Annotated in this window: 16 protein-coding genes and 1 tRNA gene; 8 read left to right on the plus strand and 9 right to left on the minus strand. The window is 63.3% G+C overall.

The features are described 5' to 3' along the window. Positions 1–117 precede the first annotated feature (117 nt). The 6 genes from ACFFF7_RS07215 to ACFFF7_RS07240 all read left to right on the plus strand — a co-directional run bounded on the left by ACFFF7_RS07215 (position 118) and on the right by ACFFF7_RS07240 (position 5,891). Positions 118–1,710 (plus strand): pilus assembly protein TadG-related protein, encoded by a 1,593-nt coding sequence (locus ACFFF7_RS07215; protein ID WP_379480695.1) that lies wholly within the window; start codon positions 118–120, stop codon positions 1,708–1,710. Then, positions 1,710–2,159 (plus strand): TadE/TadG family type IV pilus assembly protein, encoded by a 450-nt coding sequence (locus ACFFF7_RS07220; RefSeq protein WP_379480941.1) that lies wholly within the window; start codon positions 1,710–1,712, stop codon positions 2,157–2,159. The genes ACFFF7_RS07215 and ACFFF7_RS07220 overlap by 1 nt, the downstream gene beginning before the upstream one ends. Before the next feature lie 8 nt (positions 2,160–2,167). Further along, the gene (locus ACFFF7_RS07225) at positions 2,168–2,596 is read left to right on the plus strand and encodes a TadE/TadG family type IV pilus assembly protein (RefSeq protein ID WP_379480696.1); all 429 of its coding nucleotides are present in this window, start codon (positions 2,168–2,170) and stop codon (positions 2,594–2,596) included. Positions 2,597–2,713: 117 nt separating this feature from the next. After that, the gene (locus ACFFF7_RS07230; RefSeq protein ID WP_379480697.1) at positions 2,714–4,612 is read left to right on the plus strand and encodes a pilus assembly protein; all 1,899 of its coding nucleotides are present in this window, start codon (positions 2,714–2,716) and stop codon (positions 4,610–4,612) included. Next, the gene (locus ACFFF7_RS07235) at positions 4,609–5,208 is read left to right on the plus strand and encodes a TadE/TadG family type IV pilus assembly protein (protein WP_379480698.1); all 600 of its coding nucleotides are present in this window, start codon (positions 4,609–4,611) and stop codon (positions 5,206–5,208) included. Before ACFFF7_RS07230 ends, ACFFF7_RS07235 begins: the two co-directional genes overlap by 4 nt. Then, positions 5,205–5,891, plus strand: coding sequence for a TadE/TadG family type IV pilus assembly protein (locus ACFFF7_RS07240; RefSeq protein WP_379480699.1), 687 nt, complete (start codon positions 5,205–5,207; stop codon positions 5,889–5,891). Before ACFFF7_RS07235 ends, ACFFF7_RS07240 begins: the two co-directional genes overlap by 4 nt. A 7-nt stretch (positions 5,892–5,898) precedes the next feature. Here the strand turns inward: ACFFF7_RS07240 and ACFFF7_RS07245 are convergent, their stop codons facing one another. The 5 genes from ACFFF7_RS07245 to ACFFF7_RS07265 all read right to left on the minus strand — a co-directional run bounded on the left by ACFFF7_RS07245 (position 5,899) and on the right by ACFFF7_RS07265 (position 11,397). Further along, complete coding sequence (locus ACFFF7_RS07245) at positions 5,899–7,254, minus strand: pyruvate dehydrogenase complex E1 component subunit beta (protein WP_379480700.1); 1,356 nt, start codon at positions 7,252–7,254, stop codon at positions 5,899–5,901. Continuing rightward, positions 7,254–8,330, minus strand: coding sequence for a pyruvate dehydrogenase (acetyl-transferring) E1 component subunit alpha (gene pdhA, locus ACFFF7_RS07250; protein WP_379480701.1), 1,077 nt, complete (start codon positions 8,328–8,330; stop codon positions 7,254–7,256). The genes ACFFF7_RS07245 and pdhA overlap by 1 nt, the downstream gene beginning before the upstream one ends. 114 nt (positions 8,331–8,444) lie before the next feature. Continuing rightward, positions 8,445–8,729, minus strand: a complete 285-nt coding sequence (locus tag ACFFF7_RS07255) for an FtsB family cell division protein (RefSeq protein ID WP_379480702.1) — start codon at positions 8,727–8,729, stop codon at positions 8,445–8,447. 178 nt (positions 8,730–8,907) lie between these two features. After that, complete coding sequence (locus ACFFF7_RS07260) at positions 8,908–10,062, minus strand: hypothetical protein (RefSeq protein WP_379480703.1); 1,155 nt, start codon at positions 10,060–10,062, stop codon at positions 8,908–8,910. Between the two features lie 105 nt (positions 10,063–10,167). Next, positions 10,168–11,397, minus strand: coding sequence for a S8 family serine peptidase (locus ACFFF7_RS07265; protein WP_379480704.1), 1,230 nt, complete (start codon positions 11,395–11,397; stop codon positions 10,168–10,170). A 107-nt stretch (positions 11,398–11,504) separates the two neighbouring features. On the opposite strand from ACFFF7_RS07265, the gene ACFFF7_RS07270 reads away from it, so the two are divergent. Together ACFFF7_RS07270 and ACFFF7_RS07275 are read left to right on the plus strand one after the other, a co-directional pair. Further along, a complete protein-coding gene (locus ACFFF7_RS07270) occupies positions 11,505–11,969 on the plus strand; it encodes an RNA polymerase sigma factor (protein WP_379480942.1) in 465 nt (154 codons plus the stop codon). After that, on the plus strand, positions 11,966–12,661 hold the full coding sequence (locus ACFFF7_RS07275; RefSeq protein ID WP_379480705.1) for an anti-sigma factor family protein: 696 nt from the start codon (positions 11,966–11,968) through the stop codon (positions 12,659–12,661). Before ACFFF7_RS07270 ends, ACFFF7_RS07275 begins: the two co-directional genes overlap by 4 nt. Before the next feature lies 1 nt (position 12,662). Here the strand turns inward: ACFFF7_RS07275 and ACFFF7_RS07280 are convergent. From ACFFF7_RS07280 to grxC, 4 genes are all read right to left on the minus strand, one after another. Beyond that, a tRNA-Arg gene (locus ACFFF7_RS07280) sits at positions 12,663–12,739 on the minus strand. A 37-nt stretch (positions 12,740–12,776) separates the two neighbouring features. Further along, positions 12,777–13,238, minus strand: coding sequence for a DUF1178 family protein (locus ACFFF7_RS07285; RefSeq protein WP_379480706.1), 462 nt, complete (start codon positions 13,236–13,238; stop codon positions 12,777–12,779). Next, a complete protein-coding gene (locus tag ACFFF7_RS07290; RefSeq protein ID WP_379480707.1) occupies positions 13,235–14,062 on the minus strand; it encodes a carbon-nitrogen hydrolase family protein in 828 nt (275 codons plus the stop codon). The genes ACFFF7_RS07285 and ACFFF7_RS07290 overlap by 4 nt, the downstream gene beginning before the upstream one ends. Continuing rightward, a complete protein-coding gene (grxC, locus tag ACFFF7_RS07295; protein WP_379480708.1) occupies positions 14,059–14,322 on the minus strand; it encodes a glutaredoxin 3 in 264 nt (87 codons plus the stop codon). Before grxC ends, ACFFF7_RS07290 begins: the two co-directional genes overlap by 4 nt. Positions 14,323–14,391: the final 69 nt, after the last annotated feature.

Genomic DNA, 14,391 nt, shown 5'->3' on the forward strand with positions numbered 1-14,391 from the left:
CCTTCACAAGTCACAAACTTTCTCCCCTTATCCGCCTGTTAACCCTGATCCTTCAAGGAGCGCAAACCGTGGCGGTTTAAGCGCTAGGGATTGAATGGCCATATTTTCATCGGGGGCATGATGCTGAGCACCTTCAAGCGGACAATGCGCCGACTCGCCCGTCAGGGCAGCGGTAATGCCACTTTGCTGGTTGCAGCGGGGTTGCCGGCGCTGATCGGTGCCGCGGGCCTGGGTGTCGATACGGCCCAGTGGTACATGTGGAAGCGCGAGATGCAGTACGCGGCGGACCAGGCCGCGCTTGCTGGCGCATGGTCTCTTGTCGGCGGAGCCACGGGCGAAGCTTACATCAACCGGGCCAAGCAGGAACTTGCTGCAAACCTGCAACAAGTCACGTTCTCCACCGTCCCGACTGTTAACAAGGCCGACTGGTCGGGCGGGACTGCAAACAGCGTCGTCGTCAGCTTCAGCGCGACCAAGCGCTTGCCGTTCAGCGCGTTCCTGACCAACAAGGCCGTAACAGTCAGCGCCCGTGCCCAGGCAACGTTCGCTCAGGGCCGTTCGTTCACCAGCTGCCTGATCGCAGTCGATCCGACGACCCGCGGCGCAATCGTCATCGGCGGTAACGCTTACGTTGTCGCCGGCTGCGGCGCGGCGGCGCTGTCGAACAACCCCGATTCGGTGATCAAGAACGGTGGGGCGACTTTCAATGTCGGGTGGATCGTATCGGAGGGGGGGATCGACGATGCCTTCAACGATGGTCACACCGAGATCTATGAAAACCAGTCAAACCTGAGCGACCCGTTCGCCAACCTGACTCCGCCGAACAACCCCACCCCGCGCACGCTGACCTGCCAGGATGGTGGCACCAAATACGTTGCCCAGGTGGCGGGCACCTGGAAGCAGTACAAGCAAGTCTACACCAGCACGAACGGCAACTCCTGGAAAACCAGTGGTGGGGAAGTGCTGCTGGCGCAAGGCAACGAAGTGAAGGAAGTGACCTTCACGAGCGCGGTCACCGTCGGTCAGCAGATCAATAATCTGAGGACCGTAACGACGGGCGCCGAAGTGCCGATCGTTTCCGGCAACAAGACCACCTACACCCGCACCGACATCATCATGTATCAGACGGGCGTAGTGCAATCGGTCGAAAACAGGAGCGTTTCGGCGGGGGCCTATCCCCAGCCCGGAACCTATTCCGACTTCACCATTAGCTGCGACACCACGATGGCCAAGGGAGTCTACGTGATCGACGGCGGCGATCTGGCAATCAACGCCCAGAACAGACTGACCGGCGACGGCGTCATGTTTGTGCTCAAGAATGGTGCCGGGATCAAGATCAACGGCGGTTCCAACACCATGCTGCGTGCCATGTCTTACGACGAGATGGTCGATCCCAATGCCGGCGGCATGACATCGACGCAGGCGACGCAGCTGAAAGACATGCTGATCTTCGAAGACCGCAATTCACCTGGCAACCAGTTCGACAAGATCAACGGCAATTCCGGCTTCATCATGGATGGCACGGTTTATCTTCCAAAGAGCCCGGTTGTGTTCGACGGCACGACCAACGTCATGACCCGGTGCTTCGTGCTGGCCGCTGCCCGCATCGTCATCGAAGGCACCGCGAACATGACGCGGTTCTGCCCGACCGACGTGATCAACACAGTCAGTGTCGGCGGCACTGGCAACTCGGTCAGGCTGGTCGCGTGATGCGCAAGCTGCTCAAACTCATCCGCGACACGGCTGGCGCCGTGGTCATCGAAACGGCATTGGTCACTCCGATGCTGGTTTTGATGAGTGTGGGCACCTATCAGGTCAGCCAGGTCATAGCACGACAGCACGAGTTGCAGGCAGGCGCAGACGAGGCGATGTCTATCGCGCTTGCCGGTTGGAGCGACAATACCACGCAGATTTCGGCGATGAAGGATGTGATCAGGCGATCGACCGGGGTGTCGACCAGCAACATCACGATTGACCGGATGTATCGTTGCGGCAGCGATACGTCCTATGTCACCGACAAGACGACCTGCGGCTCGACCAAGACCGTCTCCACGTATCTCAAGCTAAAGCTCAAGGACACCTATACCCCGGTCTGGACCGACTTCGGGGTGGGTGCGCCAATCAATCTGGCCGTTAGCCGCATGGTGCAGATCGGATGAGAGTGCGCATGATCAAGTCGCTTTGCCGCCGCAATGAAGGTGCTGCAGCCGTGGAGTTCGCGCTCGTCGCCCCGCTGCTAATCACCATGGTGCTGGGCGTGGTCCAGGCCGGAATGTGGATGGGCACTTACAATTCGATGCGATCCATCGCCAACGAAACGGGGCGCTGGACCACGGTCGAATACCAAAAAGGGATTCGCCGGGCGAACATCGACATAGCCGTAGAAGCGCGTCGCCGGGCAACCACCGCGCCGTACTCGCTGGATGGCTCGGGCGTGGTCGCTTATGTATCTGATGCATCCACGCAATCGATCAGCGGGGTGACGGAAAAGACGCTCAAGATCGTTTACGACATGCCCAACATCATGCAGTTCGCGGGCATGGGTGACTTCCGGATAAGCTATTCGCGGCCGATCTTCGTTAAGTCAGGTGTATAGGAAAATCCCTGCAAAACGCATGACTTCCACGCTTCTTTGACGTCTGATTAACCCTGTCCGTTTGCGACGTCGTTACCCGGCCCTGCTAATGTGTCTGGCATAACGGGTGCAAAATCAATGACTTGCCAGAGCAAAGAAGCCGACGCGCCCTTGGGCGGCGACGTCCTGGCGCGCCTGCTACGAGACAATTCGGGCAATACCCTGGCACTGATTGCCGCATCGATTTTTCCCCTTTTGGCGATGATCGGCGGCGGTGTCGACATGGGTCGCACCTATCTGACCCAGGCACGCCTGCAGCAGGCCTGCGACGCCGGCGTTCTGGCTGCCCGCAAGAAGCTGGGTGCTTCGCTCCCGACCGGCATCCCGGCCACGGTCCAGACCACCGGCGACAAGTTCTTCAATCTCAACTTCGGCAACGGCGCCTTTGGCACGACCGGCCGCGCCTTCACAATGACACTGCAATCCGACATGGCGATCAGTGGGCTGGCCAGTGTCGACGTGCCGACCACGATCATGCAGGTCTTCGGATACAAGACGGTGGCCGTGAAGGTGTCCTGCATGGCACGGCTAAACTTTTCCAACACCGACGTGATGATGGTCCTGGATACCACCGGGTCGATGCGCGATACCAATCCCGGCGATCCTGCCCCAAAGATCGAAATCCTCCGCTCGACGGTGAAGTCGTTCTACGACCAGCTGGAAAAGAGCAAGAACAAGGGCACACGAATCCGTTACGGCTTCCTGCCCTATTCGACCAACGTCAATGTCGGCAATCTGCTCCGCTCTGACTGGATGGTCGACAAGTGGACCTATCAGAGCCGCAAGACCGCGCCGACCGGCGCCGGCCAGCTGGTCTGGAACGAAACCTACGTAAGCGGTAAGCGGGAGGATCTGCCCGCAACCGAACAAGCCAGCTGCCCGTCCAATACCGCCACCTACAAGGATATTTCCGGCGGCTATAGCAGCGACGGCACCGGAGCGGGACGTCAGCAAATCGACGGGATCGAGTACTATTGTTCAACGGGGAGCGACGGCAAGATCACTGTCAACGGGGCCAGGTTCACCGCCTATGTCCGCGACTGGACCGTGACCAAGGAAAAATCGGCCTGGATCTATCAGCCGCTGTCGCTTGACGTGCAATGGACCAAGGGGTCGAACGGCGATCCGCTCAAAATCGGCGACTGGAACAGCATTCCGGCCGACGGAACACCCGAAAATGTCCAGCCCCTGTGGGCGCAGTTCAAGGGCTGCGTCGAGGAACGCGATACCTACGAAATCGACGACTACACGAAAGTCGATCTGACCAAGGCGCTCGATCTGGATATCGATCTGGTTCCGACCCCAAAGAATCCGAAGACGCAGTGGCGCCCGCTGATTCCCGGGTTCATTTTCGATCGCGGCATGTGGTGGGACGGTTCGGGAACCTGGGAAGTGAACCCGGTCAAGAACCACGATACGTACCTGATGCCGTTCTGGGCCGGTCTTGCCGTCTGCCCGACCCCGGCGCGCAAGCTCGACACGCTCGACGCGGGTACGCTGGATACCTACCTCAAATCACTGACACCCGAAGGCAGCACGTACCACGATATCGGGATGATCTGGGGTGGCCGGATGATATCGCCGACAGGGCTGTTCGCCGCTGACAACGCCGATATCGACGGCAAGCCGACCAGCCGCCACCTGATCTTCCTGACCGACGGGCAGACTGCACCGCTGGACTATTCCTACGCCAGCTACGGCGTCGAGCCTCTGGACCGGCGGCGCTGGGATCCGGCCAACCCAAAAGGCGGACTAACCCTGACGCAGGTGGTGGAGAAGCGCTTCACTGTGGCCTGCAACGAGGTGAAAAAGCGCAACGTCACTGTCTGGGTGATCAGCTTTGGTACCGCCCTCAATCCGATCATGAAGGAATGCGCTGGTGACGGACACGCTTTTGAGGCGAAGGATGCGGCAACGCTGTCCGACACATTCACCAAGATCGCGCAGCAGATGGGCGATTTGAGGATCGCCAAATGATCACCTTCCTGCGCCGCCTTGGCCAGGACCGGCAAGGCGTCACGATCGTCGAGTTTGCGCTGGTCGCTCCGGCCCTGATGGTGCTTCTGCTCGGCATTTTCGACCTGGGCTACAACGTCTACACCAACGAGATGCTGCAGGGCGCGATCCAGCGCGCGGCGCGCGGTTCTACCATCGAAGGTGCTGAGGCAAAGCAGGCTTCGTTTGATGCGATTGTGACGGGTGAAGTGCACACAGTTGCGGCCAACGCCGTCCTGACCTTCGACCGCAAATCATACGCCAGCTTTTCCCGCGTAGCCCGGCCGGAAGACTATAGCGACGGCAACGCGAACAGCATCTGCGACAACGGCGAACCGTTCGAAGATGCCAATGGCAATGGCAAATGGGACATCGATCCCGGCGCAGCCGGCTTTGGCGGCGCACGCGATGCGGTGTTGTACACGGTCACCGTGAAATATCCGCGTCTGGTTCCGATCGCCGCCTGGCTGCCGGGCCAGAACAAGGACTTCACGCTCAAGTCCACCACGGTGCTGCGCAACCAGCCCTATGGGGTTCAGGGCGCACCCAAGGCTCCGCCGGTCGGGAATTGCCCGTGAGCGTGCGGACCGCCCTGAAAGCGCTTTTGCGCAATCCCTCGGGCGTCGCGATGACCGAGTTCGCGCTGGGCGCGCCATTTCTGATGTTTGCCGGGCTCTACGGGGTCGAACAAGCCAACTTCGTTCTGGTCAACATGAAGATCAACCAACTGGCGACCCATCTGGCCGACAACGCATCGCGCATTGGCGATACCTCGCAGTTGAAAAACCGCAAGATCTACGAAAGCGACCTCAACGATGTGATTGTCGGCGCGCAGATACAGGCGGGAAAATCCGTCAACATCTACAAATACGGGCGGATTTTCATCAGCAGCCTCGAAGTCCAGCCAGGCGGCGGCAAGCAGTACATCCACTGGCAGCGATGCCGCGGGGCCAAGGTCGTAGCGTCCAGCTATGGCAACCAGGGCGATACCGTATCGGGAATGGGGCCCAAAGGAGGCGAAATAACAGCGGAACCGGATGACGGGGTGATCTTCGTCGAGGTGCGCTACACATATCAGCCGCTGATTGCCGGTGCGATCATCGCCAACAAGGAAATCAAGGCGATCGCTGCATTCAACGTGCGCGACAGCCGTGACCTCAGCCAGATTTACCAGCGCGTTCCGGCCAAGCCCGATCCGGTGCAGGACTGCGGCAGCAACAAGGGCGAAGTGACCTTCAGTGGCGCAGGGGTGATGAGCTGAAACCGGCTCAGCGGTAGCACACCTTGCGCACCGCTGCGGCAATTCGGCAAGCGTCGATCAGGGCGCCCTTTTCCAGGTTGGCCGCATAGGGCAAAGGCACGTCCTCGTTGCAGACCCGAAGGACCGGCGCATCGAGATGGTCGAAGCCATCGTCCATGCAGATCGCCATGATTTCCGAAGCGATCGAGCAGGTTGGCCAGCCTTCTTCAGCCACGACGACACGATTGGTCTTGGCCAGCGAGGTCAGGACCGCATCCTTGTCGAGCGGACGCAGGGTGCGCAAGTCGATGACTTCGGCTTCGATCCCCTCACCCGCCAAGGTTTCGGCGGCCTCAAGCGCCAGGCCGACGCCGATCGAATAGCTGACGATCGTAACGTCGCTGCCCTCGCGCATCGTCCGCGCCTTGCCGATGGGGAGGACGTGATCGTCGAGCTCAGGCAATTCGAAGCTGCGGCCATAGACCAGCTCGTTTTCCAGGAAAACCACCGGATCTTCGCTGCGGATCGCGGCCTTGAGCAAGCCCTTGGCGTCGGCCGCGTCGTAAGGTGCGATCACGATCAGGCCGGGAACGCTGGCGTACCACGGGCCGTAGTTTTGGCTGTGCTGCGCGCCGACCCGGCTGGCGGCGCCATTGGGGCCGCGGAACACCACCGGGCAGCGCATCTGCCCGCCCGACATGTAATTGGTCTTGGCTGCCGAATTGATGATGTGGTCGATCGCTTGCATGGCGAAGTTGAAAGTCATGAATTCGATAATCGGACGCAGCCCGCCCATCGCCGCGCCGGTGCCGATCCCGGCAAAGCCGTATTCGGTGATCGGGGTGTCGATGACGCGCTTGGGACCGAACTCCTCGAGCAGGCCCTGGGTGACCTTGTAGGCGCCCTGATATTCGGCGACTTCCTCGCCCATCACGAAGACGCGGTCGTCGCGGCGCATTTCCTCGGCCATGGCGTCGCGCAGCGCTTCGCGCACGGTCGACATCTTCATGTTGGTACCGGTCGGAACCGCCGGATCGGCCGCGCGCGGCTTTGGCGCCGGGGCCGCGGTGGCGACCGGCGCCTCCGCCAGCACCGGCGCTGGCGCGGCGGCTGTCGGTACCGGAGCTGACGGCGTATCCTCGCCCTCACCCGCAATAGTCGCGATGACCGTGCCGACCTTCACGCCTTCGGTGCCTTCGGCAACCAACAGCTTGCCGACCACGCCTTCATCGACGGCTTCGAATTCCATCGTTGCCTTGTCGGTTTCGATCTCGGCGAGAATGTCGCCCGATTTGACCGTGTCGCCTTCCTTGACCAGCCACTTCGCCAAGGTCCCCTCCTCCATTGTCGGAGAGAGCGCGGGCATCTTGAGCTCGACCGCCATCAGTAGGACTCCACCAGCACGTCGGTGTAGAGTTCGGGCATGTCCGGCTCCGGTGAATTCTCCGCGAAATCAGCGGCTTCATTGACCACGCTGCGAATGCGCTTGTCGATGTCTTTGATCGCCTCCTCGGTCACGCCGCGCTTGAGCAGTTCGGCCTTGGCGGCGTCGATCGGATCGTGCTTGTCGCGCATTTCCTGGACTTCCTCGCGGCTGCGGTACTTGGCCGGGTCAGACATCGAGTGGCCGCGATAGCGATAGGTCTTCAGCTCCATCAGCACCGGGCCCTTGCCGGCGCGGACATGAGCCAGCGCGACTTCAGCGGCGGCGCGCACTTCCAGAACGTCCATGCCGTTGACGTCGATCCCGGGGATCCGGAAGGCGGTGCCACGGCGGTAGAAATGCGTTTCGGCCGAGCCGCGCTTGACCGCGGTGCCCATGGCATAGCCGTTGTTCTCGACCACGAAGACGATCGGCAGGTTCCACAGCGCGGCCATGTTGAAGGCTTCGTAGACCTGGCCCTGGTTGGAGGCCCCGTCACCGAAATAGGCCATGCACAGCCCGCCGTCCTCGCGGTACTTGTGGGCGAAGGCCAGCCCTGCCCCCAGCGGCACCTGCGCGCCGACGATGCCGTGCCCGCCGTAGAATTTGTGGTCGACGCTGAACATGTGCATCGACCCGCCCTTGCCCTTGGAAATGCCAGCACCGCGCCCGGTCAGCTCGGCCATGATCACCTTGGGATCGATGCCGTAGGCGAGCATGTGGCCATGATCGCGGTAGCCAGTGATGACGCTGTCCTTGTCGCCGTCGAGCGCGCTTTGCAGCCCGACCGCAACCGCTTCCTGGCCGATGTAGAGGTGGCAGAAGCCGCCGATCAGCCCGAGGCCGTAAAGCTGCCCGGCCTTTTCCTCGAAGCGGCGAATCAGCACCATCTGCTCGTAGAATTTCAGCAATTCATCGTCGCTGGCGTCATAGCGCAGCTTGGCCGCGTGCGCCTCCTGCAGGCTGCGCAGGGCGAAGTCTTCAGAGTTTTCTGCAGACGATGCGGCAGGCTTCGATGCTGACGGCGATTTGGCCAAAGTCGGGTCCCCTGGGGATAGGATCGGAAGGCCCGCCTATAAGGCGAAGCTTCCGTAAGGGAAACACTCCCATACGTATTTTGTGATCGCGATTTGGCCGAACCGATGCCCGGCTCAGTTGAGCAGCATCACCATTTCGTCCGGGTGGACGACGTTGAGGTTGCGGCGCACCAGTTCACCGGCGATGTCGGGATCGACATGGCTGGGATCGAGCAAGGCAACCCGGTTGCGCAGCTCGTCCCGGCGCGCGGTCAATTGCTGCACTTCGTTCTGGCGTTCCTGCAACAGGCGATTGTTTTCGCTCCACGCCAGCAGTCCGGACGGACCGGCCAGGGTCAATCCGGCAAGAATAAGCAGGCAGCACAAGGCGATAGCCTGCGTGGCCTGTTCTTTCGGCAATTTCGAAGTGTGCTTCCCGCCCCGCATGGTCCTTAAGAATCACAAATGATTCAGCGATTCAAGCGGAAAACGTCGAATTGACACAAAAGATGCGCCCGGACCGTGGGGTCCGGGCGCACGACGGTTGCGGCCGATGTTCGGGAGGGGGGAGAGAGTCGGCCGCCCCGCTTGAGTCCGATCAGTTGGACGTCTGGGCCTGGCTGGCGGCGTTGCCTTCGCCCTGAGCCGACTGGCGTGCCGCCTCGGTGCCGATCTGCGCCGCGCCCATCGCCGAAACAAGGGTGCTGCCATCAGCCGAGAAATTGCCGGCCGGAAGCATCGCCATGGCATCGCCCGACTTGACCAGCAGTCCGGTCACCCGGCCCTTGGCGTCGGTGAACACCTTGCGCACCTTGCCGATCTTGGCGCCGGCGGCATCGAACACCTTGGTACCCGGCGTGATCACCAGCGAACCCGCGCTGCTGGCTGCACCTTCGGCGCTACCGGCGACATCGTAAGACGAACCCTCGTCGCCGGCCGAACCCGAGGCGCTGCCCGAACCGCTACCGGCGGCATTGCCGGTCAGCCCGCCGAGGCGGCTGCCCAGCCCGCCGGTGGCCGTGCCCAGCTTGTCACGGGCCGATCCCAGCGCATTGCCCGGCAGCATTGTGCCAGTGCCGGCAGGCGTGGTGTCTCCGCCGGTCGATCCGCTGGCCGAACCATTGGCGCTGCCATTGCCCTGGGCCGAACCGGTCAGTCCGCCCAGCGACTTGGTCAAAGAGGCATTGCCGTCACCGCTGGCGTTTCCAGCGAATGAGCCGCTGGCCGAGCGGACCTGCGAACCCGCACCAGCAGCCTTGTCCTTGACCGCCGCAACGGCCGTGGCAGCGCGATCGCTCAGGGCGCCCTTGGCAGCCGAAGCGCGATCGCGGGCGCTGCTGGCCGTCTGGGTCAGGTGATCGCGGGTTCCGGCAAGTGCGCCGCGCGCCGCATCGGTGCCGATCAGCTGCGCTTCACCGCCGCCGCTGGCATGGCCCTGGGCGCTGCCGCCGGCCGAACCGTTCAGCGAGTGCATCGGCGTCGACACGGCCGTGTCGAGCACACCCGAAGCCGAGCCGTCAAGCGAACCCCAGGCACCTGCCTTGCCCGAACGCGGGTCGACCGACTTCGAAATCGATCCGTCGAGCGTCCCGGCGCCGCGGCCGATGATTGAAGTGTCGATCGGTGCATGCGGCATCGAGGGCATCGACGGCAGCGACGGCAGCGCCCCGCCAAGCCCGCCCAGCACCTGGGCATTGGTGGAAACAGTGGTTGCAAGCAGCGCAAGCGCCGAAAGAGAAATGAACTTGGTCATGGTCGTTGTCCTTCTTCTGATCTTGCAGCGCCCGGTCGATTTCCGGACGCTCATCGGGACAACGATGGGCCTCGCCAAAAAAATTCACTCACAGCCAAAAAATCGTCAGCGGCACCCATCGCACAGCAATCCGCGTCCACTGCGCGGGTCGGGCAGCTTGCGCGCCAGCGGGCGCGCCTCGGCATCAAGTGCGGCGCCGATCTGGCTGAAGGCCACGCCGCGCTGGAATGCCGCAGCGGCGCGCGCTGCGACCAGCGGGACCGCGTATGAGGTGCCGCGCACCGCAACCAAGCGGCCCGCGGCGTTGCGTGCCGTGATGTCCGCACCCGGCGCGGCGTAGTCGAGATGCAACGCGCGCCCGGCCTCGATCAACGGGCGGTTACGGCGATCGACCGCGGTTACCGCCACCACCCCGCCATAGGACGCGGGGTAGGACGGCGGCGCCGCCGGGCCATCGTTGCCAACTGCAGCGACGACCAGCACCTGGCGCGCCCGCGCCGCGCCAACCGCGCGCTCCAGCACCGGATTGCGCGGTCCGACCAGGCTGATCGAGATCACCCGGGCACCGCCGGCAATCAGCCAGTTCATGCCCCGGACAATGGCCAGCGCATTGCCGCCGGCGGGATCGTTGCCATAGACATCGGCAACCCGGATAGTCCGCACCCCGGCCCGCGTTGCCAGCGACACAACGGCGCTGCCATGATTGCTGGGCAGCGGCGCGCCGGCGGCAAAACCGCGCAGCGCATCGACTTGCTGTGCCGGGGCTCCGTCGATCAGACCGATCGGCGTGGTGATGGCGCCCTGCCCCGCGCCGACCTCTGCCGCGGCCAGGCTGGCGGCCCCGCCGCTTTGAAAGTGCAGCGGATCGCTCGACACGGTCAGTCCCGGCAGGGTCTTCGCCACCAGTCGCTGCGCCGCGGCAAGGTCGAGCCCGGCAGGAACCGTCAGTTCGACAACGGTCATGCTTAGATCGTCAAGCCGCTCGCTGCCGCGCAGGGTGAAGCCAAGCGCCGCCAATCGAGCGCGGTCCGCTTCGCCCGGATCAAGCACCAGCAAGGTTCCGCGCCGCGCCGGCTGGCCATCGGCATCGCGTTCGATGGTCTGGCGGTTGCGCCTTAACAGGTCGTCGATCCGTGCGGTCCGGGCCTGACGCAGCGCTGCGCCGACATCGTCGAGCGAGGCACGGGTAAGATTGCCCGCGCGCGCTGCAATTGCGTCGACCGTCCCGCCGACCGGCGGCACCGCGGGTAGCTGCGGCAAGGCAAGCTGCGCTGCCAGTGGTGCAGCCAGCGCGGCAAGAAAACCGGCGATAAGCGTGGAGTGTAACGGTTGCATACTGCCTCTTAGCCAAAAAAGTGCTTAATCATGGATGAAACGAACGGGGCCGCTCGTTTCATCCAGGAAAGGCCGAATTGGCACACGAAGACGACTTTCTGGACGGCATGACCGCGCTGCTCCCCCGATTGCGCCGCTTTGCGCGCGGGTTGGCGCGTCATGCTGCCGATGCCGACGACTTGTGCCAGGCGACCATCGAACGCGCGCTCGTTTCGCGCCAGCAATGGCAGGCGGGTACGCGACTGGATAGCTGGATGTACCGGATCATGCGCAACATATTCATCGATCAGACCCGCAGCACCGCGCGGCGCGAGCGTACCTTCGTCGATCCCGACGCCGGGCTTGCCGTCGGCAGCGATGGCAATCAGGAAGCGACTGTCGAATTGTCGATGGTCGACCGCGCTATGGCCAGCCTGCCAGATGAACAGCGCGAGGCCGTGCTGCTGGTGATGGTCGAAGGCTACAAATATGCCGAAGCGGCGGAGATTGTCGGGTGTCCGGTCGGCACCCTGACCTCGCGGCTGCTGCGCGGGCGCGAGGCGCTGATGCTCAAGCTGGGAGAACGGCCATGACCATTTCAGAGGAGCTGCTGGCCGCCTATGCCGACGGCGAACTCGACGAGCTCAGCGCTGCGCGGGTTGAACGCGCCCTGGGCGAGGATCCCGCGCTGGCCGACCGGCTCGAAGCCATGCTGTCGCTCAAGAACTTGCTTGCGGCGCACTACGATCCGGTGCTGACCCAGCCGCTGCCCGAGCGCCTCACCGCGCCGATCGCCGATGCGGCCAAGGTGGTCGATCTGGCGGCAGTGCGTGCCGCCCGGCAACGCTGGAGCGAGCGCCCTGCCCTGCGCTACGGCGGCAGCGCGATTGCCGCCGCGCTGGCGCTGGTCCTGCTGTTCTCGGTGAACCGTCAAGAGGCCGGCAGCGGCGACCTCGCCGGACCGCAGCTTGTTGCCGCACTGGACGGCCAAACCTCGGGGATGGTTGGACCGCAAGGGACCAAGGTGTTGCTGTCGTTCCGCGACAAGGCGGGGACGCTGTGCCGCGGCTATGCCGACAAGGCCGCGTCTGGCATCGCCTGCCGCGAAGGTGACGGCTGGAAGATCCGCTTCCGCGGCGCGGCCGAAGCCAATGCGCAGGGCGACTATCGCCAGGCCGGCAGCGGCGATGCGGCGGTAATGGCCGCGGCGCAGGACATGGCTGTAGGCGACGCGCTCGATGCCGCGCAGGAAGCCCAGGCGATTGCTGGCGGCTGGAAGAAATAGGTGGTGCGCCCGACGGGATTCGAACCCATGGCCCCCAGATTAGGAATCTGGTGCTCTATCCTGCTGAGCTACGGGCGCCCGCGCTTTCCCTAGGATAGGGCGCGCGGCGACGCAATCAGTTGAGTTCGTCTGGCGGTGCGACCGGAAATGGTAGGGGCATCACGGCGATGCCTTCCTGGACCAGTGCCTTGGCTTCGGCCGGGCTGGCCTGACCATGGATCGTCTCTTGATCACGCTCGCCATAGTGCATCGCGCGCGACTGCTCGGCGAAGTCGCCGCCGACCCACTTCGATTGCTTCAGCGCCGCAGCCTGCATCGCGGCAAGTTTGGTCATCACCTCCTGGATCGCCGGCGGCATGGTTCCCCCGACAACGGCAGACGGGTTGGAAACCACGTCATTGCTGTTTCCTTTGCGGCCAACCGCCGGCGCCATCGGTGCCTTGACGACATCGGCGGTGCCGCATTGCGGGCAGCAAAGCAGGCCGCGCTCCTGTTGGTCGGTAAATGCCTGCGACGACGCGAACCAGGCTTCAAACCGGTGTTGAAGCGGTTGGCAGACGAGGTCGTAGACGATCACAGCCCTGCCCTCGCTATCGCACGCTTGTTACGCAGGCTGGGCAGCTGCGCGCGGACTTCGCTGAGGCGTGTCTGGTCGATCTCGGCAAAGCCAAGGCCTGCCGCATCGCCCAGATCGAGCAAGACGTCGCCCCACGGGTCAACAACCAGACTATGGCCATAGGTCTGCCGACCGTCGGCGTGGGTTCCAACTTGTGCTGCAGCGATGACATAGGCGCTGGCCTCGATCGCCCGGGCCCGCTGCAACACGTGCCAGTGCGCCTGGCCGGTTGGGACGGTAAAGGCCGCGGGGATGGCGATAATATCGCACTTTGCCTGGCCCAACGCTTCGAACAAGGCGGGAAAGCGCAGATCGTAACATACCGTCAGGCCCAGCCGGCCGAGCGGTGTCTCGACCGTAACAACCTGCTCGCCTGCCGCGTAGGCGGCGGATTCGCGCCAGCTTTCCCCGGTCGCCAGATCGACATCGAACATGTGGATCTTGTCATAGCGGGCAGCGATCCTGCCCTCGCCATCGATCACGAAGCTGCGGTTGGCCCAGCGACCATCCGCACGGGCAACAGCCAGACTGCCCAGCGCAACCCAGATGCCCGAATCGGCAGCAGCGGATTGTACTGCGGCCAACACCGGGCTGTCCTTTTCGGCAACGATATGGGCAGTGGCGCGCGCGCGATCGCGGTCGATCAGGCCTGACATCTCGGGCGTGAACAGCATTGTTGCCCCCGCCATAGCCGCCGCGCCGATCGCACCGACCAAAGTTTCCGCATTGGCAGCGGGGTCGATCCCCGCTGTCATCTGCAGGATGGCGGCGCGGCCCTTGATCATGCGGCGAGCAGTTCGTCCAGCTTGCCGGAATGGTCGAGTGCGTGAAGATCGTCGCTGCCGCCGATCGCCTGCCCGGCGATCAGGATCTGCGGCACCGTGCTGGCCCCGGGTACGCGCGCCAGCATCTCTGCCTTCGTCGGCCCGCCCAGGGTGATGTCGTATTCCTCATAGCTCACGCCCTTGGCATCAAGCAGCGCCTTGGCACGGACGCAATAGGGGCAGCCCCACTTGGTGTAGATCTCGACTTTGGGCGCGGTCATCACGGCTCCTCTTGAAACGACGCTTGGGTATCATATCTCGTCACTGGTGTCACAGCCCGCAAGGGGTGA

Source organism: Novosphingobium aquiterrae (genome assembly GCF_042434435.1).
GTDB lineage: Bacteria > Pseudomonadota > Alphaproteobacteria > Sphingomonadales > Sphingomonadaceae > Novosphingobium > Novosphingobium aquiterrae.